The 24299-nt window shown below is 70.1% G+C and carries 20 protein-coding genes and 1 pseudogene; 10 read left to right on the top strand and 11 right to left on the bottom strand.

Going from position 1 to position 24299, the window contains the following annotated elements; genetic code table 11:
- Positions 1-42: 42 nt before the first annotated feature.
- The 4 genes from ACFYPC_RS02860 to ACFYPC_RS02845 are packed head-to-tail and all read right to left on the bottom strand — an operon-like array spanning position 43 to position 4409.
- Positions 43-720 (bottom strand): ATP/GTP-binding protein, encoded by a 678-nt coding sequence (locus ACFYPC_RS02860; protein WP_388669609.1) that lies wholly within the window; start codon positions 718-720, stop codon positions 43-45.
- The gene (locus ACFYPC_RS02855; protein ID WP_388669606.1) at positions 701-1105 is read right to left on the bottom strand and encodes a DUF742 domain-containing protein; all 405 of its coding nucleotides are present in this window, start codon (positions 1103-1105) and stop codon (positions 701-703) included. Before ACFYPC_RS02855 ends, ACFYPC_RS02860 begins: the two co-directional genes overlap by 20 nt.
- Positions 1102-1653, bottom strand: a complete 552-nt coding sequence (locus ACFYPC_RS02850) for a roadblock/LC7 domain-containing protein (RefSeq protein WP_388669604.1) — start codon at positions 1651-1653, stop codon at positions 1102-1104. Before ACFYPC_RS02850 ends, ACFYPC_RS02855 begins: the two co-directional genes overlap by 4 nt.
- Positions 1650-4409 (bottom strand): nitrate- and nitrite sensing domain-containing protein, encoded by a 2760-nt coding sequence (locus tag ACFYPC_RS02845; protein ID WP_388669600.1) that lies wholly within the window; start codon positions 4407-4409, stop codon positions 1650-1652. Before ACFYPC_RS02845 ends, ACFYPC_RS02850 begins: the two co-directional genes overlap by 4 nt.
- A 406-nt stretch (positions 4410-4815) precedes the next feature.
- Here ACFYPC_RS02845 and ACFYPC_RS02840 point away from each other — a divergent pair, with 406 nt between their 5' ends.
- A complete protein-coding gene (locus ACFYPC_RS02840; RefSeq protein WP_388669597.1) occupies positions 4816-5604 on the top strand; it encodes a protein phosphatase 2C domain-containing protein in 789 nt (262 codons plus the stop codon).
- A gap of 89 nt (positions 5605-5693) precedes the next feature.
- On the opposite strand, the gene ACFYPC_RS02835 is transcribed toward ACFYPC_RS02840, so the two are convergent.
- A complete protein-coding gene (locus ACFYPC_RS02835) occupies positions 5694-6185 on the bottom strand; it encodes a MarR family winged helix-turn-helix transcriptional regulator (protein ID WP_388669594.1) in 492 nt (163 codons plus the stop codon).
- A gap of 317 nt (positions 6186-6502) precedes the next feature.
- Here ACFYPC_RS02835 and ACFYPC_RS02830 point away from each other — a divergent pair, with 317 nt between their 5' ends.
- Positions 6503-7339 carry a lysozyme gene (locus ACFYPC_RS02830; protein WP_388669591.1) on the top strand — a complete coding sequence of 279 codons (837 nt, stop codon included), beginning with the start codon at positions 6503-6505 and terminating at the stop codon, positions 7337-7339.
- Positions 7340-7403: 64 nt separating this feature from the next.
- On the opposite strand, the gene lon is transcribed toward ACFYPC_RS02830, so the two are convergent.
- Positions 7404-9824: an endopeptidase La gene (gene lon, locus ACFYPC_RS02825; RefSeq protein WP_388669589.1), complete on the bottom strand. Its 2421-nt coding sequence runs from the start codon at positions 9822-9824 to the stop codon at positions 7404-7406.
- Between the two features lie 508 nt (positions 9825-10332).
- Between lon and ACFYPC_RS02820 the strand changes: the two are divergent.
- The 6 genes and pseudogenes from ACFYPC_RS02820 to ACFYPC_RS02795 form a co-directional block, all read left to right on the top strand.
- Positions 10333-10446, top strand: a pseudogene (locus tag ACFYPC_RS02820) (GNAT family N-acetyltransferase); the annotation flags it as partial.
- 140 nt (positions 10447-10586) lie between these two features.
- Positions 10587-11264 carry a spermidine synthase gene (locus tag ACFYPC_RS02815; RefSeq protein WP_388669586.1) on the top strand — a complete coding sequence of 226 codons (678 nt, stop codon included), beginning with the start codon at positions 10587-10589 and terminating at the stop codon, positions 11262-11264.
- Between the two features lie 113 nt (positions 11265-11377).
- Positions 11378-12115, top strand: coding sequence for a response regulator transcription factor (locus tag ACFYPC_RS02810; protein ID WP_266832490.1), 738 nt, complete (start codon positions 11378-11380; stop codon positions 12113-12115).
- Between the two features lie 37 nt (positions 12116-12152).
- Positions 12153-13343, top strand: a complete 1191-nt coding sequence (locus ACFYPC_RS02805) for an ATP-binding protein (protein ID WP_388669583.1) — start codon at positions 12153-12155, stop codon at positions 13341-13343.
- Positions 13344-13634: 291 nt separating this feature from the next.
- A complete protein-coding gene (locus tag ACFYPC_RS02800; RefSeq protein WP_388669580.1) occupies positions 13635-17465 on the top strand; it encodes a multifunctional oxoglutarate decarboxylase/oxoglutarate dehydrogenase thiamine pyrophosphate-binding subunit/dihydrolipoyllysine-residue succinyltransferase subunit in 3831 nt (1276 codons plus the stop codon).
- Positions 17466-17711: 246 nt separating this feature from the next.
- The gene (locus tag ACFYPC_RS02795) at positions 17712-17897 is read left to right on the top strand and encodes a DUF6104 family protein (RefSeq protein ID WP_266832462.1); all 186 of its coding nucleotides are present in this window, start codon (positions 17712-17714) and stop codon (positions 17895-17897) included.
- 204 nt (positions 17898-18101) lie between these two features.
- Here ACFYPC_RS02795 and ACFYPC_RS02790 read toward each other — a convergent pair whose 3' ends face one another.
- Positions 18102-18293, bottom strand: coding sequence for a hypothetical protein (locus tag ACFYPC_RS02790; RefSeq protein WP_388669577.1), 192 nt, complete (start codon positions 18291-18293; stop codon positions 18102-18104).
- Positions 18294-18520: 227 nt separating this feature from the next.
- Here ACFYPC_RS02790 and ACFYPC_RS02785 point away from each other — a divergent pair, with 227 nt between their 5' ends.
- Positions 18521-19444 carry a DUF4097 domain-containing protein gene (locus ACFYPC_RS02785; RefSeq protein WP_388669574.1) on the top strand — a complete coding sequence of 308 codons (924 nt, stop codon included), beginning with the start codon at positions 18521-18523 and terminating at the stop codon, positions 19442-19444.
- A gap of 1 nt (position 19445) precedes the next feature.
- Complete coding sequence (locus tag ACFYPC_RS02780; protein ID WP_388669571.1) at positions 19446-20642, top strand: helix-turn-helix transcriptional regulator; 1197 nt, start codon at positions 19446-19448, stop codon at positions 20640-20642.
- A 96-nt stretch (positions 20643-20738) separates the two neighbouring features.
- Here the strand turns inward: ACFYPC_RS02780 and ACFYPC_RS02775 are convergent, their stop codons facing one another.
- From ACFYPC_RS02775 to ACFYPC_RS02760, 4 genes are all read right to left on the bottom strand, one after another.
- Positions 20739-21311: a Clp protease N-terminal domain-containing protein gene (locus ACFYPC_RS02775; RefSeq protein WP_388669568.1), complete on the bottom strand. Its 573-nt coding sequence runs from the start codon at positions 21309-21311 to the stop codon at positions 20739-20741.
- Positions 21311-21520, bottom strand: a complete 210-nt coding sequence (locus tag ACFYPC_RS02770) for a helix-turn-helix domain-containing protein (protein ID WP_388669566.1) — start codon at positions 21518-21520, stop codon at positions 21311-21313. The genes ACFYPC_RS02775 and ACFYPC_RS02770 overlap by 1 nt, the downstream gene beginning before the upstream one ends.
- Positions 21521-21648: 128 nt before the next feature.
- The gene (locus ACFYPC_RS02765; RefSeq protein ID WP_388669563.1) at positions 21649-22614 is read right to left on the bottom strand and encodes a zinc-binding dehydrogenase; all 966 of its coding nucleotides are present in this window, start codon (positions 22612-22614) and stop codon (positions 21649-21651) included.
- Between the two features lie 128 nt (positions 22615-22742).
- A complete protein-coding gene (locus ACFYPC_RS02760) occupies positions 22743-24017 on the bottom strand; it encodes an NADP-dependent malic enzyme (RefSeq protein WP_388669560.1) in 1275 nt (424 codons plus the stop codon).
- Between the last annotated feature and the right edge of the window lie 282 nt (positions 24018-24299).

Here is a 24299-nt window from a genome sequence, read left to right as displayed (position 1 = left end):
TCCCCGAATCGGGGCTGAGCTTCCTGTTCGGGGCGAGCTTCCCTATTCGGGGCTGACGGCGAGCGCGTGGCCGACCAGGGCCAGCAGGGTCTCGACGGCCGAGATCCGGCGGCGCGCGTCCATGATCATGACAGGTATGTGCGGGGGCACCGTGAGGGCCTCGCGCACGTCCTCGGGCTCGTACCGCTCGCTGCCGTCGAAGTGGTTGACCGCGACGACGTACGGCAGTCCGCAGCTCTCGAAGTAGTCGAGCGCCGGGAAGCAGTCCATGAGACGGCGGGTGTCGGCCAGGACGACCGCGCCGATCGCGCCACGCACCAGGTCGTCCCACATGAACCAGAACCGCTGCTGGCCCGGCGTTCCGAAGAGGTACAGGACCAGGTCGTCGTCGAGCGTGATGCGGCCGAAGTCCATGGCCACGGTCGTGGTCAGCTTCTCCGGCGTCGCGGTCAGGTCGTCGGTGTCCTCGCTGGCCTGGGTCATCAGCGCCTCCGTCTGGAGGGGCGTGATCTCGGAGACCGCGGTGACGAGCGTGGTCTTGCCCACGCCGAAACCGCCCGCCACCACGATCTTCGTCGCGATCGGGGCGCGGGTGCGGTCGGTCTGCCAGGCCTGGAGGTTCTCATCGGCCTCGGGCAGCCGCGGAGTTACCGGGTCAGCATCGGCAACTGCCTTAGGGAAGGCAGTTCTTGGCGCGCCCTCAGAGACGACGGAGTCCATTCAGCACCCTTTCCAGCAGAGCGCGGTCCGGCTGTCCCGTGCCGTGACCGGTTCCGTACACACGGATCTTTCCCTGGTCCGCCAGGTCGCTCAGAAGCACGCGGACCACGCCGAGCGGCATCCTGAGAAGGGCGGCGACCTCGGCCACCGTTCGCATCCGGCGGCAGAGTTCGACGATGGCCCGCATCTCGGGCATCACCCGCGTCTCGAGCGAGCCGTTGGTCAACTCCCGGCGTTCCTCCGGAGCTTCGAGCGCCGCGACGAACGTCTCCACGAGCAGGACGTGACCGAAGCGGGTGCGTCCGCCGGTGAGCGAGTACGGGCGTACGCGGGCGGGTTTGCGGTCGCCGCCCCGGACGGGGAGCTTGGATGTTCCACTACTCATCGGGCGCTCCCCGTCGACTCGGTCTCCGGCTCGGGCTCGGGCTCCGGCTGGGTCTCCGTCTCGGTCTCACTCTCCAGGGACTTTCTGAGTTCGATGCGGAGTTCGGGGGTCAGCACATGTCCTGCGCGGCCCACGAAGAGCGCCATGTGGTACGCCACCACGCTCATGTCGCAGTCCGGGGAGCCGTGCACACCCAGCAGCGAGCCGTCGCTGATCGACATGACGAAGAGGCTGCCGTCGTCCATCGCGACCATCGTCTGCTTGACGGCGCCGCCGTCCATCAGCTTGGCGGCGCCGATGGTGAGGCTGCCGATGCCGGCGACGATGGTGGCCAGGTCGGCGGCGGAACCCTTGGGGCCCTTGCGGGGCGCTTCTCTCGCCTCCCGTGCCTCCTCGTTTCTCCCCGGGTCGGAGGAGATCAGCAGCAGGCCGTCGGAGGAGACGACCGCGACCGAGAGAAGGCCGGGCACCTCCTCGACGAGGTTCGTCAACAGCCAGTGCAGGTTACGGGCTTCACTGCTCAGGGCGAAGGTACTGGGAGCGGTCAACTGCTTGCCTCCTCGACTGTGCCCCCCGATGGTTCTACGTCCTGTGCGTGCAACCCCGCACCATGTGCGGGCGCGTTCTGGTCGGCGATCTCCGCCTCCGCCTCGCGGCGGCCCTCCTGCGCACCCCGGTGGAAGCCGCCGAGCCTGCGGCGCAGGGCCTCGGCGTCCACCCCGCTCGTGCGCGGCCTCGGGGCCGCGACGGGCTCGGAGATCTTCGGCGTCCGCTTAGGCAGGCCCTTGTCGGTGACCCGGCCGGGCACGTCCGGGTCACCGACCCGCTCGTGGGCGTCAGGGCCGATGGCGTAGGGATCGTCGGTGGGGGTGGCAGGGGTGGGGGTGGTTGTGGACTGGGTGGGGAGGGTTGCCTTCGGCGCTTCGGCCGGGGCTGCTCCGGGCACCGGGGCCAGGAGCTCCATCGTGGTCTCGGGCGTCGGCTCGGGTTCGACGGGCGCCGGGGGGTCCTCCGGCGCCGGAGCGGCCGCGGCGGCGGCCTCCCTCGCCGTCCGTTCCGCCGCCGCGATCAGCGGGTCCACGTCCGCGGCCGGGGGCTGCGCCGTGAGCGTCGAACGGCCGTGCAGGACGTTGGAGTTGGCCTCGGCGTCCGCGCCGGGAAGGGTGAGGGAGGGGGCACCGGCGGTGACCGGTGCGGCGGAGGGCACGGCGGTGGAGGGGGCGGCGGCCAGGAGGTTCTTCGGGAGGACGGCGACGGCCGCGATGCCGCCCTGCTTCTGCTCGCGCAACCGCACGCGCACCCCGTGCCGGTGGGCGAGCCGGGCCACCACGTACAGCCCGAGCCCGAGTCCCTCGCCGCCCTCCTGGTCGTAGGAGTCCTCGGGATCGAACTCCGTGAGCCGGGAGTTGAGCAGGCTCATCCGCTCCGCGGTCATGCCGATGCCCTCGTCCTGCACGGAGAGCATCACCTCGCCGTTCTCCAGGAGCCAGCCGGAGACCTCCACGGCCATGTCTGGCGGCGAGAACGACGCGGCGTTCTCCAGGAGTTCCGACACCAGGTGCGAGATGTCGTCCGCGGCGAAGCCGGCCAGGTGCGCGTGCGGCGGCAGCGTGGTGATGCGGACACGCTCGTACCGCTCTATCTCGCTGACCGCGGCGCGTACGACGTCGACGAGCGGGACGGGACCGGCGTGCTGCTGGCCGTGGTCGGCGCCGGCGAGGACGAGCAGGTTCTCGCTGTGGCGCCGCATGACCGTCGCGAAGTGGTCCAGCCTGTAGAGGGTGGAGAGGCGGTCGGGGTCCTGCTCGCGCTCCTCCAGGCCCTCGATGATGCCGAGTTGGCGCTCGACGAGGCCGAGGGTGCGCAGCGCCAGGTTGACGAAGGTGCCGTGGATGGTTCCGCGGACCTGCTCCAAGTGGGCAGCGGCCGCGGCGAGTTCGATGCGCAGCTTGTCGCGTTCGTCGGCCATCAGCTGGCGCTGGCCGATGAGGTGCTTGCGGTCGCCTTCGAGGGTGGTGATCCGCTCGTGGAGCTCGGCCGCGTGCGCGTGCAGCGCGTTCACGGAGCGGACGACCTGGGCGAACTCGTCGTTGCGGCCGGTGAACTTGACCGGCTCCTGCGCGCCCGGGTCGGCGGCGAGGCGGGCGGAGCCGCGCCGCAGGACGGACAGCGGGCGGGTGAGGCTGCGGGCCATGCCCATCGAGACGCCGACGGCGACGAGCAGCAGGGTGCCGATGGCCGCGACGCGGATCTCCAGCGCGGTGACGTCGTCGTCACGCAGCGCTTCGAGGTCCTTGATGCGGCGGCTGTTGAGGGATGCCTCGGCGCCGCGCATCAGCTCCACGCGGGCGGAGAGCGCCGCGTCCAGCTTGTCGGTGCTGGTGTCGAGTTCGGAGTCGGACAGCGTCGGCTGGTCGGTGAGGTCCGCGAGGTACTTGTCGGCGCTGTTGACGTCGGGCCCGGTGACCGTGGAGTCGTACGAGGTCTTGTCGGCCTTGGGCGCCGTATCGAGGAAGTCGGCGAGGGCCGCGTCCGAGCGGAGGCGCGCCTGTTGGGCGGCGGCGCTGAGCGCGTCGCGTTGCTTGGTGTCGGCCTCGGAGGAGGTGCTGGTGGTGGTCGTCAGGCCCGTGTAGGGGTCGGTGGTGGTCTCGGTGCTGCGCGGGACGCTGAGGGCCGCGAGGAGCAGTCCGCGGGCGGCGGCGGACTGCTGGACGGCGGAGTCCAGCTCGGCGAGGGAGTGCGCGCCGGAGCCCGCGCGGGGCGGCACCTGCTCGGCCAGCTCCTCGGCGAGGGCGTGGAGTTCGGTGATGGCGCCGGAGTACGACTGGTGCGCTTCGAGCGCGGTGCTCGCGCCGGTGAGCGCCGCCCTGCGCAGCGAGGCGATGGCGTCGAGGTCCGCGAGGAGGCCCGCGGGGGCGTCCTCGTCCGCCCGCAGCTCCTCGACCTGCCGGTCGACCCGGGCGCCGCGCTGCTCCGAGGGCACCTTGTCCTTCGGCCTGCCCGCGGCGATGTACGAGGTGACCTCGTCGCGCTCGTCGGCCAGCGAGTGCGCGAGGACCAGCGCCTGCTGGGTGCGCTGCGCGAGCGTCACCAGGTTCTGGGAGTCGTTCAACTGACCCGAGGCGGTCAGGATCGTGGGAGCCCCGGCGCCGACGATGGCGGCCGCGACGACCGCAACGGCGATAATCAGCCGGTTGCGTACGTGGGCGGTTCGGCCCCTGCCCGCCGAGTCGGCGGCGGCGCCAGCGGCGCCCTCCGTGGAGGCCGTCTGCTTGCCTGTGCGCCTCGGCCGCGTCTTCTGCACCGGTGCTCGCATTCCTGACTCGTGTACCCATGTGCCCGGGTGACGTTCCGTCAACTGGGGTGTTCGCCCTCCCCGAGCTTTCGACCTCGCTCAAGCAGGGGGCGCCCCCACCGGTTCCCGACCCTTCCAGTGCCGGTGGGCAGTGGTCCCGCATCATCCGGCCCGCCACCCGAAGGAGTGAACATCGGACGGGAGTTGGCGGGCAAGTCCCTCCGAGGTGTGCGGTTCGCCTGCGCGGCAGGCTGGTTGGACGTGAGCGACGGGCTTTGGCAGTATTCGCCGCCACGCTTCACCGGAGTCGATCATTCCATGCCAAACCCGACGCCCGATCTGCCGGTCCGCGCCGATTCGGCAACTGATGCCGACCTCTCATGGATCTTGTGAAGGGCTCGTGCAGACTGGCCGGATGCGTACTGAACTCGTCTCGGAGCCCGGCGACCCGGCCCGCCCCAATGAGGACTTCGCATCGGTCGGACTTCCCGCCTCGGGACGAGGGGGCGCGCTGGTCGTCCTGGACGGTGTGACGCCTCCCGCGGGTGACGACGGCTGCCTGCACTCGGTCGCCTGGTTCTCCTCCCGCCTGGGCGGCGCGCTGACCGAACTGTCCCTTACCCGACGGGATCTGACGCTGACTGAGGTACTTTCCCGCTCGATCACGCGTACGACCGGGGCCCACGCCGAGACCTGTGACCTTTCTCACCCCCGCACACCCCAGGCAACCGTCGTCCTCGCCCGCTGGTCCGCCGCCGAGGTCGAGTACCTCGTCCTGTCGGACTCCGCTCTGCTGCTCGAGTCCCCCGAAGGCGCCGTCACCGCGATCCTCGACGACCGCCTCTCCCACGTCCCCCCGGCGACCCTCACCTCCGCCGCCCGTACCGACGCGACCCTGCGCAACCAGGAGGGCGGCTTCTTCACTGCCGCGGCGGATCCCTCGGTGGCGTCGCGCGCGGTGACGGGGACGGCGCCCCGGTCCTCCGTCCGGGCGCTGGCCGCCCTGACGGACGGTGCCACGCGGTGGGTGGAGAAGTTCCGGGAGGGTGACTGGACGGGCCTGTTCACCCTCGTACGGAAAGAAGGGGCACAGGCCCTTGTCTCCCGCGTACGGGTGCTGGAGTCCGCGGACGCGGAGCTGCGGGTGCGGCTGGGACGGAGCAAGACGCACGACGACGCGACGGTGGTTTTCGTGGAGTGGTGAGACGCGGCGATCCGGATGCGGGCGAGGCCGGCCGCTTCTCCGGTGGCCGTGGAGGGTGAGCCACGGCGGCCGAGAGCCGGCGCGGTCGGCTACTTCTCCATCACCGTGTTCAGCTGGTGCAGCAGCCGGGCCAGTTCGGCCACCTCGCGCGGGTCCCAGCCGTTGAGCTGCCGGACGTAGCGCGCCCGCCGCGCCTCCCGCACCGCACGGAAACGCGTCCGGCCCTCCTCCGTGAGGTGGACGAGCCAGGCGCGGCCGTCGGCGGGGTCGGGCTCGCGGGTGACGAGGCCGAGGTCTTCGAGTGCCCGGAGCTGGCGGGACATGGTGGCCTTGCCGACGCCGATGTAGGCGGCGAGTTCCGTGGCACGCTGGCGGCCGCACTCCTCCAGGCGGAAGAGGAGTCCGTACGCGGAGGACTCCAGGTCGGGATGGACGGCACGGGCCATCTCGCCCGAGGAGGCCCGGGCCCGCCGCAGGAACACCGTCAACTCGCGTTCCAGCGAGGGGAATTCCTGGTCCACACCATTTCCGGACGCCGTGGGTTCGCCGCGCTGCCCGTCGCCGTTCGCGTCCTCGTGCACGTCAGCACCCCTGACCCGGTTTCCCGATCCTGAAAGTTTCTGCCAAAAATCACCGTCTCTGCAGCTCCGCCAGTATTTCGCAGGCGTAGACCATCGGCAGCGTCCGGGCCCCCTTCCACGCCGTCTTCCACGTGCGTAGCGTCAAGGGCAGGCAATATGTGACATGACCACTGCAGGAAGTCGCCCGGCATGGCACGTAACCCCTGCGCCGCCATCAACAAGTCGATGAGGACTTGATCCCACCGTGGCAGGCGCATGCAGCCGGCGCTCCCCCACCGAGCACCACCGTGCACCACCGATCTCCTCGGAGGCACGACATGCCCGCGCACCGGTACAGATCCCGCACGGCCCGCCGCCCGCACTCGTCGAAGCGCTTTCCCGCGCTCGGGATCCTGCTCGCCGCCTTCTCGCTCCTTCTCGCCGTCCCGGCCCAGGCAGCCGATGTCCCCGCCCGCGGCTCCGCCCACCTGGGCATGGGCGTCGTCGCCCACGACGGCCAGGGCGGCCTCCCGCCCGACAGCAGGGCCACGCAGACGGAAGGCGTGGACGTCAGCAGCCACCAGGGCAACGTCGCCTGGGCGACCCTGTGGAGCAGCGGGGTCAAATGGGCGTACGCCAAGGCGACGGAAGGGACGTACTACACGAACCCCTACTTCGCCCAGCAGTACAACGGCTCCTACAACGTCGGGATGATCCGCGGTGCCTACCACTTCGCGACCCCCGACACGACGACCGGCGCCACCCAGGCCAACTACTTCGTCGACCACGGAGGCGGCTGGTCCAAGGACGGCAGGACGCTGCCCGGCGTGCTCGACATCGAGTGGAACCCGTACGGGGCCTCCTGCTACGGGAAGACGCAGAGCGCCATGGTCAGCTGGATCAGCAGCTTTCTCACCCAGTACAAGGCGCGCACCGGGCGGGACGCCGTGATCTACACGGCGACCACCTGGTGGACCGAGTGCACCGGCAATTACGCCGGTTTCGCCGCCGCCAACCCGCTGTGGGTCGCGCGATACGCCACCGCCGTCGGCACGCTGCCGGCCGGCTGGGGCTACTACACGATGTGGCAGTACACGTCGTCCGGTCCGACGGTCGGGGACCACAACAGGTTCAACGGGGCGCTGGACCGGGTGGTGGCACTCGCCAACGGCTGACGCTGGACGCGGGAAGGCCCGGGTCCCTCGCGGGATCCGGGCCTTCCTCAACCGATGGCGTCCGTCACGCCGCCACCGGAACCTCCACAGCCGCGCCGTTCCTCGCCGGAGCGAGCGCCAGTTCCAGCACCTGGCGGACATCCGTCACCGCGTGGACGTCGAGCTTGTCCAGGACCTGGGCCGGGACGTCGTCCAGGTCGGCTTCGTTGCGCTTCGGGATGATCACCGTCGTGACCCCGGCCCGGTGGGCGGCGAGCAGCTTCTGCTTGACGCCTCCGATGGGCAGGACACGGCCGGTGAGCGAGACCTCGCCGGTCATGGCGACGTCGGTGCGGACCAGCCGCCCGCTGAGCAGCGAGGCGAGAGCGGTCGTCATGGTGACGCCCGCGCTCGGACCGTCCTTGGGGACGGCCCCGGCCGGGAAGTGGATGTGCACACCCCGGTCCTTGAGGTCGCCGACGGGGAGTTCGAGCTCCGCGCCGTGGCTGCGCAGGAAGGAGAGCGCGATCTGCGCGGACTCCTTCATCACGTCACCGAGCTGACCGGTCAGGGTCAGACCCGCCGCGCCCGTCTCCGGATCGGCGAGCGAGGCCTCGACGAACAGCACGTCACCGCCGGCGCCCGTGACGGCGAGTCCCGTCGCGACACCGGGCACCGCCGTGCGGCGCTCGGCCGGGTCCTGGGCGGACTCGGGCACGTGGTGCGGACGCCCGATGAGCCCGCGCAGATCGTCCTCGGTCACCGTGAACGGCAGTTTCCGCTCACCGAGTTCGTGCTGCGCCGCGACCTTGCGGAGCAGCCGGGCGATGCCGCGCTCCAGGTTCCGTACGCCCGCCTCCCGGGTGTACTCCCCGGCGAGCCTGCGCAGCGCGCTCTCGTCGAGCGTGACCTCGTCCTTCTCCAGACCGGCCCGCTCCAGCTGGCGCGGCAGCAGGTGGTCGCGTGCGATGACGACCTTCTCGTCCTCGGTGTAGCCGTCGAGGCGGACCAGCTCCATGCGGTCGAGCAGGGCCTCCGGGATGGCTTCCAGGACGTTGGCGGTCGCCAGGAAGACGACGTCGCTGAGGTCGAGTTCGACCTCCAGGTAGTGGTCGCGGAAGGTGTGGTTCTGGGCGGGGTCGAGCACTTCGAGGAGGGCGGCGGCGGGGTCGCCGCGGTAGTCGGAGCCGACCTTGTCGATCTCGTCCAGGAGCACGACCGGGTTCATGGACCCGGCCTCCTTGATGGCGCGGACGACACGGCCGGGCAGCGCGCCGACGTACGTACGCCGGTGTCCGCGGATCTCGGCCTCGTCGCGTACGCCGCCCAGGGCGACCCGTACGAACTTGCGGCCCATGGCGTGCGCGACGGATTCGCCGAGCGAGGTCTTGCCGACGCCGGGGGGTCCGACGAGCGCAAGCACCGCGCCGCCGCGACGGCCGCCGACCACGCCGAGCCCTCGCTCGGCACGCCGCTTGCGCACGGCGAGGTATTCGGTGATCCGCTCCTTCACGTCCTCGAGGCCCGCGTGCTCTGCGTCGAGGATCGCCTTGGCGCCCTGGATGTCGTACTCGTCCTCGGTGCGTTCGTTCCACGGCAGTTCGAGGACGGTGTCGAGCCAGGTCCGGATCCAGGAGCCCTCGGGCGACTGGTCGCTCGCGCGCTCCAGCTTCTCGACCTCCTTGAGGGCGGCCTCGCGGACGTTCTCGGGAAGGTCGGCGGCCTCGACGCGGGAGCGGTAGTCGTCGCTCTCGTCCTCTCCGCCCTCCCCCTTGAGGTCACGGAGCTCCTTGCGTACGGCATCGAGCTGGCGCCGCAGCAGGAACTCGCGCTGCTGCTTGTCGACACCTTCCTGTACGTCCTTGGCGATGGACTCGGCGACATCCTGCTCGGCGAGGTGCTCGCGGAGCTGCTCGGTGGCGAGCTTCAGACGGGCGACCGGGTCCGCGGTCTCCAGCAGCTCCACCTTCTGTTCGGTGGAGAGGAAAGGTGAGTATCCGGAGTTGTCGGCAAGGGCGGAGACGTCGTCGATCGCCGTGACGCGGTCCACGACCTGCCAGGCGCCGCGCTTGCGCAGCCAGCTGGTGGCGAGGGCCTTGTATTCCTTGATCAGTTCGGTGACGTGGCCGGGCAGCGGCTCGGGCACGGTCTCGCTGACGCGCGTCCCCTCCACCCAGAGTGCGGCTCCCGGACCCGTGGTCCCGGCGCCGATCTGCACGCGCCCACGGCCGCGGATCAGCGCGCCCGGGTCGCCGTCGGCAAGCCGGCCGACCTGTTCGACCGTCCCGAGCACACCCGTGCCCGCGTACGTCCCGTCGATCCGCGGCACCAGCAGCACCTGCGGCTTCCCCGGTGTCGAGCGGGCGGCAGCCTGAGCGGCCTCCACCGCGGCCCGCACATCGGTGTCGTTCAGGTCCAGCGGAACCACCATTCCGGGCAGCACGACCTCGTCGTCGAGCGGCAGCACGGGCAGGTTGAGCGGTGTGGACGTCGTATCGGCAGCCATGATCTTCCTCTCGACAAGCAAGTTGAGCTATGTGGACTCAATGCTTGTGAGCGCTCTGGTGTTCCCCCAGGCTGTTCGCTGTCAGCGATCGCGGTCGTACGCGAGCCGGGAGGGCCCCGTGACCTTGGCGCCGGGGGCGAGCCGGCCCGGCGCGTCGATGTGCGTGGAGCCCGCCGGGGGCCGCCCTGAACGGCATGACCTCGCCAGGACGCCGCCCACCTATTCAGTTGCCACGTCTCGTACCGTCCGGACCGTCTCCCCAGTGACGGACACCGAAGCCCACCCCTTTCTCGCCGCCTACGACGACCAGATGAGGGGCGCCCCTCCCACCCTCCTACGGGGGTCGGATACGAACAGGACGGGCCGCTGCTGCGGATCGTCGGGCAGTTTCGCGGCCTGGTAAGCGGTCCGCGTGACCTCGGAGTGGGCGGGGCGGAACTCGACCGCCTGATCGCCCGGCAGCGGGAGTACTTCGCCGCGCGCGGTGAGGCGGTGGAGTGGAAGACGCGGGGGCACGACCGGCGTACTCGCCGGAACACCGGACGGGCGGGCACTGTACGAGTCCCTCGGATGGCGCGTGGAGGCACCGTTGACGAGCGCGAAGTTCACCGGGGGCGTCTGAACCTCCGTCGGCCGCTGCCCGCCGTGGCCGGCCTCGTCGTGGTCCCCCTCGCCGGCCAAGGCGGCTGCGCGCCGACTCCACCCCCTGGCACGGGTGTGATTCGGCCGCCCGGCGTCAGGGAGAGCTGCCAAGATGGGCCGATGGTCACCTCGTACGACACCCCCGCAGTGATCGACCGTCGCGAGGGCCCGTACGGCGAGGTCGTGCTGCGGCGTCACGGTGCGCTGCTGCAGATCATCGCCAACGGGTGCTTCCTGATGGACACCTCCGACGGCCGTTCGGAGCGGCTGCTCATCGACGCCGCGTACGGCGCGCTGGACGGGCGGGCGCAGCCGAGGCTGCTGATCGGCGGTCTCGGCGTCGGGTTCTCACTCGCGCACGCGGCCTCGGATCCGCGCTGGGGGCGTATCACCGTCGTGGAGCGCGAGCCGGCGGTGATCGACTGGCACCTCGGCGGCCCACTGGCCGCACTGTCGGCCGAGGCGCTCGCCGATCCGCGCACGGAGATCGTCGAAGCGGATCTGCTCGCCTACGTCAATGAGATTTCCGACACACACGACGCGCTGTGCCTGGACATCGACAACGGGCCCGGCTGGACGGTCACGGAGGGCAACGAAAGCCTCTATTCGGAGGCCGGACTCGCAGGCTGTGCAAGGGTGTTGAAGCCCGGCGGGGTACTCGCGGTGTGGTCGGCGCGACCCTCTCCGGAATTTGAAGGAACCCTACGGAATGCCGGGTTCAAGGGGGTCCGTACCGAAGAGGTCCCCGTTGCCCGGGGCGTTCCCGACGTCGTCCATCTCGCGGTAAGACCTGGATAGCCGAGCCGCGGTGGCTGCCCGTACTCTGCTTCCCTGACGCAGATCATTCAAGCGTCAAGCGCAGTCATGGGATCACCCCACGGATTCCGGAAAGCACACTTCAGGGGCGGGCGATGGAGCAGACACACACCTCCCACAACGGCGCGGCGGCGACACCCGGCGCTCAGCGACGGGTCCTGGTCGTCGAGGACGACCCGACGATCGTCGACGCCATCGCGGCACGTCTGCGCGCCGAGGGATTCCTGGTGCAAACCGCGGGCGACGGCCCGGCCGCCGTCGACACCGCCGAGGCCTGGCAGCCCGACCTGCTGATCCTCGACATCATGCTGCCCGGCTTCGACGGGCTGGAGGTCTGCCGACGGGTGCAGGCCCAGCGCCCGGTGCCGGTGCTGATGCTCACCGCGCGCGACGACGAGACCGACATGCTGGTCGGCCTGGGCGTCGGCGCCGACGATTACATGACGAAACCGTTCTCCATGCGCGAGCTGGCCGCCCGCGTACACGTCCTGCTGCGCCGCGTGGAGCGCGCCGTCGTGGCCGCCTCGACGCCCCGCAGCGGGATCCTCAGGCTCGGCGAGCTGGAGATCGACCACGCGCAGCGCCGGGTACGGGTGCGCTCGGAGGACGTGCACCTCACGCCCACCGAGTTCGACCTCCTCGTGTGCCTCGCGAACACCCCGCGGGCCGTACTCTCGCGTGAGCAACTGCTCGCCGAGGTCTGGGACTGGGCGGACGCCTCCGGCACCCGGACCGTGGACAGCCACATCAAGGCGCTGCGCCGGAAGATCGGCGCCGAGCGTATCCGTACGGTCCACGGCGTGGGCTACGCCCTGGAGACCCCGACTCCCTGAGCCGGGCGGCCGGGGCCTTCTTCAGGGGGCTGATGTGATGAGCGGGTTCGGGGACCGCAAGGGTGCCAGACCCGGGGTCGGGGAGCGCGGGAACAGCGGCTCCGGATGCGGGGAGCGCAAACGCGCCGGCTCCGGTCCGGGCGGGTCCAAGGACGAGAGCCCCTGGGGTGGCGTGCGGCCCTTCTCCATCAAGACGAAGCTCGGCACCCTGGTCGTCGTCTCGGTCTTCATCACCACGGGTCTGTCGATCATCGCGGCGCGCACGCAGACCGAACTGCGCTTCATCACGGTGTTCTCGATGATCGCCACACTGCTGATAACGCAGTTCGTGGCGCATTCGCTCACGGCCCCGCTCGACGAGATGAACGCGGTCGCCCGGTCCATCTCGCACGGCGACTACACGCGCCGCGTGCGCGACGACCGCCGGGACGAGCTGGGCGACCTCGCCCTGACGATCAACCTGATGGCCGACGAGCTGGAAGCCCAGGACCGCCAGCGCAAGGAGCTCGTGGCGAATGTCTCCCACGAGCTGCGGACCCCCATCGCGGGGCTGCGCGCGGTCCTGGAGAACGTCGTGGACGGCGTCTCCGCCGCCGACCCCGAGACGATGCGTACGGCTCTGAAGCAGACGGAGCGGCTCGGCCGTCTCGTGGAGACGCTGCTCGACCTGTCCAGGCTGGACAACGGCGTCGTACCGCTGCGTCAGCGCCGCTTCGAGGTGTGGCCCTACCTGTCGGGCGTCCTGAAGGAGGCCAACATGGTCTCCACCGCACGCGCGGACATCGCCTCGGGCTCCGGCAGCCACACGCGCACCGACGTCCATCTGCACCTCGACGTGTCGCCGCCCGAGCTGACCGCGCACGCGGACCCGGAGCGGATCCACCAGGTCGTCGCCAACCTCATCGACAACGCGGTCAAGCACAGCCCGCCGCACGGCCGGGTGACCGTCAGGGCCAGACGCGGCGACCACCCGGAGTCCCTCTCCCTGGAGATCCTTGACGAGGGTCCAGGCATTCCGAGGTCGGAGTGGCACCGCGTCTTCGAGCGGTTCAACCGCGGCGGGGTCCCCGCGCCGCACGGTCCCGGCAGCGACGGCGGTACGGGCCTGGGCCTGGCCATCGCCCGTTGGGCGGTCGATCTGCACGGCGGGCGGATCGGGGTGGCCGAATCCGAGCGGGGTTGCCGGATCGAGGTCATCCTTCCAGGGCTTCCCTCTTTGCCAAGTTGACGTAAAGTTCGAACCGGAGCCACAAGATCCTTCGCCGTTCGTCACTGGCGGGCGTGTGGTCGGGCAGAGGGCCACGTGAGTCGTGCCGGGGCCTCGGGCAGACGTACTCCCGCATGCCCGTTCCGGGCCGGAACCCCGCTTGTTTCCCGCCATTTCCACCCCCGAAACACACTTTCCGGTGTGACTTACACGACGATGGCCTGCCCGGCCTGACCTTCCCGGCCAGGGAGGCGTAGCCTTGATTCCCGCTGTCCATCACCTTGTGAGAAGCGGAAGAGGGCGGTTGCCGCCGTGTCGCCACAGTCCCCCAGTAACTCGAGCATCTCGACCGAAGAGCAGGCCTCCGGGAAGAACCCGGCTGCTGCGTTCGGACCCAATGAGTGGCTCGTCGACGAGATCTATCAGCAGTACCTCCAGGACCCGAATTCGGTAGACCGAGCCTGGTGGGACTTCTTCGCCGATTACAAGCCGGGCGCCGCTGTCGCCTCGGCTCCGGCGGGTACTGCGGCCGCGGGGGCCGCAGCAACCACCACAGCAGCTCCGGCCGCTCCCGCAGCACCTGCGGCTCCCGCCCAGGCGGCGCCGCCGGCTCAGTCCGTACCGGCGCCCGCGCCGGCGGCTGCTCCGCCGGCTGCTCCGGCTCCCGTGAGGGCCGCCGCCGCTCCGGCTCCGGCGAAGGCCGCTCCGGCCGCCGCCAAGCCCGCCGCCGCGAAGCCCGCCGAGGGCAAGGCCGCGCCGGCGACCGAGGCTCCGGCCGGTCCCGAGTACGTGACGCTGCGCGGCCCCGCCGCCGCGGTCGCGAAGAACATGAACGCCTCGGTCGAGGTGCCCACGGCCACGTCCGTGCGCGCGGTCCCGGTGAAGCTGCTCTTCGACAACCGCATCGTCATCAACAACCACCTGAAGCGCGCCCGGGGCGGGAAGATCTCCTTCACCCACCTCATCGGCTACGCGATGGTGCAGGCCATCAAGGCCATGCCGTCGATGAACTACTCCTTCACGGAGAAGGACGGCAAGCCGACCCTGGTCAAGCCGGAGCACGTGAACTTCGGCCTCGCCATCGACCTGGTGAAGCCCAACGGCGACCGCCAGCTGGTCGTCGCGGGCATCAAGAAGGCCGAGACGCTGAACTTCTTCGAGTTCTGGCAGGCCTACGAGGACCTCGTCCGCCGCGCCCGTGACGGCAAGCTGACGATGGACGACTTCACCGGTGTCACGGTCTCGCTGACCAACCCCGGCGGCCTCGGCACCGTCCACTCCGTCCCGCGTCTGATGCCCGGTCAGTCGGTCATCATGGGCGTCGGTTCGATGGACTACCCGGCGGAGTTCCAGGGCACCTCCCAGGACACCCTGAACAAGCTCGGCATCTCGAAGGTCATGACGCTCACGTCGACCTACGACCACCGGGTCATCCAGGGCGCCGCCTCCGGCGAGTTCCTGCGGATCGTCGCGAACCTCCTGCTCGGCGAGAACGGCTTCTTCGACGAGGTCTTCGAGGCCCTGCGTATCCCCTACGAGCCGGTCCGCTGGCTCAAGGACATCGACGCCAGCCACGACGACGACGTCACCAAGGCCGCCCGGGTCTTCGAGCTGATCCACTCCTACCGGGTCCGCGGCCATGTCATGGCCGACACCGACCCGCTGGAGTACCGCCAGCGCAAGCACCCCGACCTGGACATCACCGAGCACGGGCTCACGCTGTGGGACCTGGAGCGCGAGTTCGCGGTCGGCGGCTTCGCGGGCAAGTCCCTGATGAAGCTGCGCGACATCCTCGGCGTGCTGCGTGACTCGTACTGCCGCACCACCGGCGTCGAGTTCATGCACATCCAGGACCCGAAGCAGCGCAGGTGGATCCAGGACCGCATCGAGCGCTCGCACTCCAAGCCGGAGCGCGAGGAGCAACTGCGCATCCTGCGCCGGCTGAACGCGGCGGAGGCCTTCGAGACCTTCCTGCAGACGAAGTACGTCGGCCAGAAGCGCTTCTCCCTGGAGGGCGGCGAGTCGGTCATCCCGCTGCTCGACGCCGTCCTGGACAGTGCCGCCGAGTCGCGCCTGGACGAGGTCGTCATCGGCATGGCCCACCGCGGCCGGCTGAACGTGCTGGCGAACATCGTCGGCAAGTCGTACGCGCAGATCTTCCGCGAGTTCGAGGGCAACCTCGACCCGAAGTCGATGCACGGCTCCGGCGACGTGAAGTACCACCTGGGCGCCAACGGCACCTTCACGGGCCTGGACGGCGAGCAGATCAAGGTCTCGCTGGCCGCCAACCCGTCCCACCTGGAGACGGTCGACCCGATCATCGAGGGCATCGCCCGCGCCAAGCAGGACATCATCAACAAGGGCGGCACGGACTTCACTGTCCTGCCCGTCGCCCTGCACGGTGACGCGGCCTTCGCGGGCCAGGGTGTGGTCGCCGAGACGCTCAACATGTCGCAGCTGCGCGGCTACCGCACGGGCGGCACGGTCCACATCGTCATCAACAACCAGGTCGGCTTCACCGCCGCCCCGGAGTCGTCGCGCTCCTCCATGTACGCCACCGACGTGGCCCGCATGATCGAGGCGCCGATCTTCCACGTGAACGGTGACGACCCCGAGGCCGTCGTCCGCGTCGCGCGGCTGGCCTTCGAGTTCCGCCAGGCGTTCAACAAGGACGTCGTCATCGACCTGATCTGCTACCGCCGTCGGGGCCACAACGAGTCCGACAACCCGGCGTTCACGCAGCCCCTGATGTACGACCTGATCGACAAGAAGCGCTCGGTGCGCAAGCTGTACACCGAGTCCCTGATCGGTCGCGGCGACATCACCCTGGAAGAGGCCGAGCAGGCGCTGCAGGACTTCCAGGGCCAGCTGGAGAAGGTCTTCACGGAGGTCCGCGAGGCCATCTCGCAGGCTCCCGAGGCTCATCTCCCGGAGGTGCAGGCCGAGTTCCCGGTGGCCGTGGCGACCGCGATCTCCCAGGAGGTCGTGAAGCGCATCGCCGAGTCCCAGGTCAACATCCCCGACCACGTCACCGTCCACCCGCGGCTGCTTCCGCAGCTGCAGCGCCGGGCGGCGATGATCGAGGACGACACGATCGACTGGGGCATGGGCGAGACCCTCGCCATCGGCTCGCTGCTCCTTGAGGGCACCCCGGTCCGTCTTTCTGGCCAGGACTCCCGCCGCGGCACCTTCGGCCAGCGCCACGCGGTGCTGATCGACCGCCGCACCGGCGAGGACTTCACCCCGCTCCAGTACCTCTCGGACGACCAGGCGCGCTACAACGTCTACGACTCGCTGCTCTCCGAGTACGCGGTCATGGGCTTCGAGTACGGCTACTCGCTGGCCCGTCCCGAGTCGCTGGTGATGTGGGAGGCGCAGTTCGGCGACTTCGTCAACGGCGCTCAGACGGTCGTCGACGAGTACATCTCGGCGGCGGAGCAGAAGTGGGGCCAGACGTCCGGCGTCACCCTCCTGCTGCCCCACGGCTACGAGGGCCAGGGCCCGGACCACTCCTCGGCCCGCATCGAGCGCTTCCTCCAGCTGTGCGCCCAGAACAACATGACGGTCGCGCAGCCGACGCTCCCGTCGAACTACTTCCACCTCCTGCGGTGGCAGGTGCACAACCCGCACCACAAGCCGCTGGTGGTCTTCACCCCGAAGTCGATGCTGCGCCTCAAGGCCGCCGCGTCGAAGACGGAGGAGTTCACGTCGGGCGGCTTCCGCCCGGTCATCGGCGACGACACCGTCGACGCCGCCGCGGTCCGCAAGGTCGTCTTCTGCGCCGGCAAGCTGTACTACGACCTTGAGGCCGAGCGGACGAAGCGCGGCAGCACGGACACGGCCATCATCCGCATCGAGCGCCTGTACCCCCTCCCGGGTGCCGAGCTCCAGGCGGAGATCGCCAAGTACCCGAACGCCGAGAAGTACCTGTGGGCCCAGGAGGAGCCGGCGAACCAGGGTGCCTGGCCCTTCATCGCCCTCAACCTGATCGACCACCTCGATCTGGCGGTCGGCGCCGACATCCCGCACGGCGAGCGCCTGCGGCGCATCTCCCGCCCGGCCGGCTCGTCGCCCGCCGTTGGCTCCGCCAAGCGGCACCAGGCCGAGCAGGAGCAGTTGGTGCGCGAGGTGTTCGAGGCGTAGGTCTCGCTACACGGTTCCTTCCGTACTCGGTTCCGTACGTCGACGGAGGCCCGGTTCCCTTTCGAGGGGCCGGGCCTTCGGCGTGCGCGCGGGCCGGGCCTTCGGCGTGTGCGCGGACCGGGCCTTCGGCGTGCGCGCGAGAGGACCTCCGGACGTCAGCCGCCCCCGCCTATCCTTTTCCCAGCCCTTCCCGCACGGGAAGACTGGAAGACTCCCGTCCGCCACTTCACCCACGGAGCACCACCCATGTATTTCACCGACCGCGGCATCGAGGAACTGGAGAAGCGGCGCGGCGAGGAAGAGGTCACCTTCGAGTGGCTCGCCGAGCAGCTGCGTACGTTTGTCGATCTCAACCCGGACTTCGAGGTCCCGGTGGAGCGGCTGGCGACTTGGCTGGCACGGCTGGATGACGAGGACGACGAGGAAGAGTAGTCGCGGCTCGCGCAGCTCCGGCTCGCGCAGCAGCGGCTCCTGCAGCTACGGCTGCCGTATTCCCCGACTGCCGTAGCTCGCCCCCCGGCTCTCGTAGCTCACGCTTACGCAGCTCCGGCTGGGGCTCGCGCAGCTCCGGGCTGGGGCTCGCGCAGCTCCGGCTCGTGCGGGCGTCGGCCAACCGTGCCGTGGTGTCTGCCGCAGTCAGCCGAAGGCCCGCAGCCGGTCGTACGCGAGCCCGAGCGCGCGCCATGGATCCTCAGCAGGGTTCCCGCGGCGGGTCCAGCCGCCACCGGCGAGCAGCGCGCGCATGCCCCGCGCGGGCGTCCGCGGCGGAGTCGGGCCCGACAGGCGAGGATGCAGCCGCTGTGGTCGGCGTCCCACCAGCGAGCGCATACGGGCCAGGGAGCGCCGACGGCCAGAGCTGTGGCCCAGCCGGTGAGCACCCGGTCGACGGGCTCGGCACTGTGCAGCCACGGCCGGCCCTCGGGACCAGCACACTCCACTCGGCGCCGGCCGCCATCAGAACGGGTGTCTTGACTTTCCGCATCCACGATATATCGTGTTACACGGAAGACGCGATATGGCGCGTCCCGTCCCGATCCTGTCGAGGAGGTCGCACCATGTCTGAGTGGTCCGTCGCAGAGCCCGGCAAGCTGACCTTCGACACCCCCGTGACGGCTCTGCATGTGCGCGTGGTCAACGGAACAGTGAACGTGGTGGGCACCGACGAGGGTTCCGCCCGGCTCGAAGTATCCGAGTTGGAGGGCCCGCCGCTCCTGGTGACCCAGCAGGACGGCACACTGACGGTGGCGTACGAGGATCTGCCTTGGAAGGGCTTCCTCAAGTGGCTCGACCGCAAGGGCTGGCGCCGCAGCGCGGTGGTCTCACTGGCCGTCCCGGCGAGCACCCGCGTCGAGCTGGGCGTGGTCGGCGCCGCCGCCGTGGTCTCCGGGACGGACGGCCGGGTCGAGGTGAAGGGCGTCACGGGCGACACGACACTGGTTCGCATCGCCGGTCCTGTGCGTGTGGACACGGTCTCCGGGAACCTGGAAGCCCAGGCCGTCACCGGTGACCTCCGCTTCAACTCCGTCTCCGGCGACCTGACGGTCGTCGAGGGCTCCGGCTCTTCCGTGCGGGCAGAGTCCGTGAGCGGCTCGATGATCGTGGATCTGGATGCCACGGGCACTCCGACGGACGTCCGGTTGTCGAACGTCTCGGGCGAGATCGCCATCCGGCTCCCGCACCCGGCGGACGCGGTGGTGGAGGCGAACACCGCGAGCGGCAGTGTCTCCAGCACCTTCGAAGATCTCCGGGTCGGCGGACAGTGGGGCGCCAAGAAGATCACCGGCCGGCTGGGCGCGGGCAACGGCAAGCTGAAGGCGGTGACCGTCTCCGGTTCCATCGCCCTGCTGCGCAGGCCGCCCACGGAGGACGAGCAACCTGAGGGCCCCCAGGACTCCGCCCCCGAGACCCCGGCAAAAGCCCCCTCCGAGGCCGTTGCCGACGCGCCGACCGACGCCCCGACCAGCAAGAAGGTGCTCTGAGATGCCTCCCGTATTCGCCCATGGCCGCCTTCGTCTCTACCTCCTCAAGCTGCTGGACGAGGCGCCGCGCCATGGGTATGAGGTGATCCGGCTCCTGGAGGAGCGCTTCCAGGGCCTGTACGCCCCCTCGGCGGGCACCGTCTACCCCCGGCTGGCGAAGCTGGAGACCGAGGGACTGGTCACCCACACGACCGAGGGCGGTCGCAAGGTGTACGCGATCACGGACGCGGGCCGCGCCGAACTGGCCGACCGCAGCGGTGAGCTGGCCGATCTGGAGCTGGAGATCCGCGAGTCGGTGGCGGAGCTCGCGGCGGAGATCCGTGCCGACGTACGGGGCGCGGCAGGCGACCTGCGACGCGAGATGCGGGCGGCGGCCACGGAGGCCCGGCGGGTTGGCACGGGTGGTTCGAGTGACTCCGCGCCCCATGAACACAACGCCGCCCGGGGTGAGTTCGGGGACTACGGCGACAACCTCGACAAGGAGTCGTGGCGGGTCGCGAAGGAGGAGATGCGGCGCGTCAAGCAGGAGTGGAAGGAGCAGGCCCGCCGCGCGAAGGACGAGAGCCGCCGTGCCCGCGACGAGGCCCAGCGTGCCCGCCGCCAGGCCAAGGAGGCCCAGGAGAGGGCCCGGGCCCAGGCCCAGGAAGAGATGCAGCGCATGGCCAAGCACGTCCAGGACCAGGTCCAGGACCACTTCGCACGGGGCGACTGGCCGACGGGCGTCCGCGAGGGCCTGACCGAGCTGGCCAAGGAGTTCGGCGAGTTCGGAAAGAACTTCGGCAAGGACCTGGGCAAGGACTTCGGCTTCGGCCGCACGGAAACGGCAACCGGATCGGCCACGTCGGCCACGTCGGCCACATCGACCACATCGACCACATCGGCCACATCGGCCACATCGGCCACATCGGCCAAGGCAACAGGCGAGACAAAGGAGGCGCCGGGGACTGGGACGAAGGAGCCGGTGTACACGGTCACCCCGGACGATTTCCCCGCCGGCTACGAACCCTCCTGGGCCCACGAGGACTCCACCGGCAACCCGGCCCGCGACCTGGACCGCCTCCTGGACCGCTTCCGCGACGACATCCGCGACGCAGCCCGCGACCACGGGGTGACGGAGGACCAACTCCGCGACACCCGCCGCCACTTGTCGACGGCAGCGGCACACATCGGAGCGGCATTGCGCAGGGCTGCCCCTTAGCCCGTCCGGCATTTCGGGGATCTGGGGGCGGGAGCCGTCAAGTACGGGACGGGCAGGGGCGGAGGGGGGCGATCACTGCCCCCACCCGCCCACACGTCACCCCGCCTTGGCCTCCCCGCCCCCGTCCCCGTACAGCACCCGCACGACCCCCGCGTACGTCACCCCGTGGTCGGCCAGCACCTCGGCAGGCACACCGGGCCGCGAGGCCAGCGCCATCAGAAGGTGCTCGTCCCCGATGCGCCGGTCCTGATGGGCGAGGGCGATCCGCAGGGACTGGGTGAGTACGTCCTTGGCCCCAGGAGCGAAGCCGGGCCGCCGCGACCGGCGCCCGCCGGCGCCACGCTGCCCCGACTCCAACGCGCCCACCCCGTGCGCCTCCTCCACCCGGGAAACGATCTCCGAGAGGTCGATACCGAGCCCCGAGAGAGCGTCGGCGTCCGCACGGGAGAGCCCACCACGCCGCCGCGCCTCGGCGAGTTCCCGTACGACGGAGCCACGCCGCCCCACCAGTCCGAGCGACGCCAGGACGAACGATCCCCGGCTGCCTTCCCGGTCAAGGAGAGCGAGCAGCATGTGCGCTTCCTCGACCCGCCCCTCCCCCGCCCGTTCGCAGTGGTCGACCGCCCCCTCGACCACGGCCCGCGCGTCCTTCGTGAACCGCTCGAACATCACTGCCTCCCGTACTTCTTGTGCACGGCCTGCCTGGTCACTCCGAGTTCCGCGGCGATCTCCTGCCACGACCAGCCCTGATTGCGCGCACTGCGCACCTGTACCGCCTCCAACTGCTCCAACAGCTTCCGCAGCGCGGAAACCGCCCGCAGCCCGATACGCGGATCACGATCACCCGCTCGCTCGGCAAGATCCGTTGCTTCGGTCATGATGTCAACCTACATTGACACACGACACACGTCAACCAGAGTTGACACGCAAACGGCGGGCTCGAGAAGCAAACGGCGGGCTCGAGAACCCGAGCCCGCCGCATCCGCAAACCACCTGCATGCGACCGTCAGTCCACGGTGAGAACGATCTTCCCGAACTGGTCGCCGGACTCAAGCCGTTCGAACCCCTCGCGGGCCCGGTCGAGCGGCAGCACCTCATCGATGACGGGCCGCACACCGGTGGCGGCGCAGAACGACAGCAGGTCCTCCAGCTCGTCCTTGGTGCCCATCGTCGAGCCGACGATCTTGAGCTCAAGGAAGAAGACGCGGGTCAGTTCGGCGTGCGAGGGCCGGTCGCCGCTGGTGGCACCCGAGATGACCAGCGTGCCGCCGGGCCGCAGCGACTTGATGGAGTGCGACCAGGTGGCGGCCCCCACCGTCTCGATGACGGCGTCGACACGCTGCGGCAGCCGAGCCCCGGTTTCGACCGCCTCCACGGCCCCCAGCTCGATGGCCCTCTTCCGCCGGGCCTCGTCGCGGCTGGTGGCGAACATCCGCAGCCCCGCGGCCTTCCCCAGCACGATCGCGGCCGTCGCCACCCCTCCGCCGGCGCCCTGGACGAGCACGGAGTCGCCGGGGCGCACGCCCGCGTTGGTGAAGAGCATCCGATACGCCGTCAGCCAGGCGGTGGGCAGACAGGCGGCCTCCGCGAACGACAGCTCCCTGGGCTTCGGCAGCACGTTCCACGCGGGCACGGAGACCCGCTCCGCGAAGGTGCCCTGGTAGCGCTCGGTGAGAATGGATCGGGGCTCCTTGTGGCCGACCCCGTGCCCGGTCTGCCCGATGACGGAATGCAGCACGACCTCGTTGCCGTCCTCGTCGATCCCGGCGGCGTCGCACCCGAGGATCATCGGCAGCTTGTCCTCGGCCAGGCCAACTCCGCGCAGCGACCACAGGTCGTGATGGTTGAGGGAAGCGGCCCGCACGTTCACAGCCGTCCAGCCCGGCCTTTCCTCGGGGGCCGGGCGCTCCCCCAACTCCAGGCCGTTGAGCGGCTGGTCACGGTCGATTCGGGCGGCGTAGGCAGCGAACATGACCTTGACGATAGGCTCCGCCCCCGCCGGACGGAACCACGTCCCCGTGTGACACGCGTCCCGCGACGTCCGGGGGCACAAAAAATGGCCCCGCCGGAAAATCCCGGCGGGGCCACCCACTCCACACCTCAGCGCCGGGCCACACCCTCCGCCCGAGCAGCCGCGGCCACCGCGGCCGTAACCGCCGGAGCCACCCGCTCGTCGAACGGCGAGGGAATCACGTAGTCCGCGGCAAGGTCGTCCCCGACCACCGCGGCCAGCGCGTCGGCCGCCGCGATCTTCATCCCCTCGGTGATCCGGGACGCCCGCACCTGAAGCGCGCCCGCGAAGATCCCGGGGAACGCCAGCACGTTGTTGATCTGGTTCGGGAAGTCCGACCGCCCGGTCGCGACGACGGCCGCGTACTTGTGGGCGATCTCCGGATGCACCTCGGGGTTCGGGTTGGCCATGGCGAACACGAACGCGCCCTCGGCCATGGAAGCCACCGCCGGCTCCGGCACCGTACCGCCGGAAACACCGATGAAGACGTCCGCACCGGCCAGAGCGGACTCCAGCGAACCGGAGATGCCCGCCTTGTTGGTGAGCGCGGCCAGCTCGCGCTTGACGTCCGTCAGGTCGTCGCGGTCCGCGGAGACGACACCCTTGCGGTCCGTGACGGCGACATCCCCGAGCCCGGCCTCGAGCAGGAACTTGGCGATGGCGACACCGGCCGCACCCGCACCGGAGATCACCGCGCGCAGGTCACCCAGCTCCCGGCCGGTCAGCTTCGCGGCGTTCCGCAGCGCCGCCAGGGTCACGACGGCGGTCCCGTGCTGGTCGTCGTGGAAGACCGGGATGTCCAGCCGCTCCTGGAGCTTCCGCTCGATCTCGAAGCACCGGGGTGCCGAGATGTCCTCCAGGTTCACTCCCCCGAAGGAGGGCGCCAGCCGGACCACCGTCTCGACGATCTCGTCGACGCCGGTGCAGGCGAGCGCGATCGGCACGGCGTCGACCCCGCCGAACTGCTTGAAGAGGATCGCCTTCCCCTCCATCACCGGAAGGGAGGCCTCGGGGCCGATGTCCCCGAGTCCGAGCACGGCCGTACCGTCCGTCACCACAGCGACGACGGACGACTTCCACGTGTAGTCGTGGACGAGCTCCGGCCGCTCGGCGATCGCACTGCACACCTTGGCTACGCCGGGCGTGTACGCGAGGGAAAGGTCGTCCTTGTCACGGACGGGCACGGTGGCCTGCACGGCCAGCTTGCCGCCACGGTGCAGCGCAAACGCGGGGTCGAAGGAATCGAAGGAACCGAGGGACTCGCCCGCCCGCTCCTGATCCGTACCGCCGTCGATGCTGCTGACACTGCTGCCACCGCTGTCACCACTGAGCGCGGTGCGAGGATTGACAATCTCCGCTGCCACTTTGTTTTACCCCTTAAGTCTTCAAGTTTTGAGGGTGACCACTCCTGATTGAGGGGTGGGCGGGCACCGCGCAAGCCCAGCCGCCGTGGTTGCGTACGGGCGATACGCGACGGGCGCGCCGCACACGCGCCCTGAGCCCCGGATGAGGGGTGTAAAGAACCTTCCTACCGGACGGACGGCTTGGACGGCGAGTGCATGGCGGGAAGGTCACACGTCGGCGACATGACTCATAGTCGAATACGTGGAGAAGTGTAGACAAGTGTGGACAAGTGCAGGATTTGC

Source organism: Streptomyces sp. NPDC005808 (genome assembly GCF_042871385.1).
In the GTDB taxonomy this organism is placed as follows: domain Bacteria; phylum Actinomycetota; class Actinomycetes; order Streptomycetales; family Streptomycetaceae; genus Streptomyces.
Note: the sequence above shows the minus strand (reverse complement) of the source record. Positions and strands in the feature narration are given on the sequence as shown.

Bases quoted from the DNA above. Each gene is read 5' to 3' on its own strand.
- ACFYPC_RS02855 (WP_388669606.1), bottom strand. From the start codon at position 1,105: ATGAGTAGTGGAACATCCAAGCTCCCCGTCCGGGGCGGCGACCGCAAA.
- ACFYPC_RS02795 (WP_266832462.1), top strand. From the start codon at position 17,712: ATGTATTTCACCGACCGCGGCATCGAGGAACTGGAGAAGCGGCGCGGC.
- ACFYPC_RS02775 (WP_388669568.1), bottom strand. From the start codon at position 21,311: ATGTTCGAGCGGTTCACGAAGGACGCGCGGGCCGTGGTCGAGGGGGCG.
- ACFYPC_RS02780 (WP_388669571.1), top strand. From the start codon at position 19,446: ATGCCTCCCGTATTCGCCCATGGCCGCCTTCGTCTCTACCTCCTCAAG.
- lon (WP_388669589.1), bottom strand. From the start codon at position 9,824: ATGGCTGCCGATACGACGTCCACACCGCTCAACCTGCCCGTGCTGCCG.
- ACFYPC_RS02785 (WP_388669574.1), top strand. From the start codon at position 18,521: ATGTCTGAGTGGTCCGTCGCAGAGCCCGGCAAGCTGACCTTCGACACC.
- ACFYPC_RS02805 (WP_388669583.1), top strand. From the start codon at position 12,153: ATGAGCGGGTTCGGGGACCGCAAGGGTGCCAGACCCGGGGTCGGGGAG.
- ACFYPC_RS02830 (WP_388669591.1), top strand. From the start codon at position 6,503: ATGCCCGCGCACCGGTACAGATCCCGCACGGCCCGCCGCCCGCACTCG.
- ACFYPC_RS02790 (WP_388669577.1), bottom strand. From the start codon at position 18,293: ATGCGCTCGCTGGTGGGACGCCGACCACAGCGGCTGCATCCTCGCCTG.
- ACFYPC_RS02815 (WP_388669586.1), top strand. From the start codon at position 10,587: ATGGTCACCTCGTACGACACCCCCGCAGTGATCGACCGTCGCGAGGGC.
- ACFYPC_RS02770 (WP_388669566.1), bottom strand. From the start codon at position 21,520: ATGACCGAAGCAACGGATCTTGCCGAGCGAGCGGGTGATCGTGATCCG.
- ACFYPC_RS02860 (WP_388669609.1), bottom strand. From the start codon at position 720: ATGGACTCCGTCGTCTCTGAGGGCGCGCCAAGAACTGCCTTCCCTAAG.
- ACFYPC_RS02810 (WP_266832490.1), top strand. From the start codon at position 11,378: ATGGAGCAGACACACACCTCCCACAACGGCGCGGCGGCGACACCCGGC.
- ACFYPC_RS02765 (WP_388669563.1), bottom strand. From the start codon at position 22,614: ATGTTCGCTGCCTACGCCGCCCGAATCGACCGTGACCAGCCGCTCAAC.
- ACFYPC_RS02840 (WP_388669597.1), top strand. From the start codon at position 4,816: ATGCGTACTGAACTCGTCTCGGAGCCCGGCGACCCGGCCCGCCCCAAT.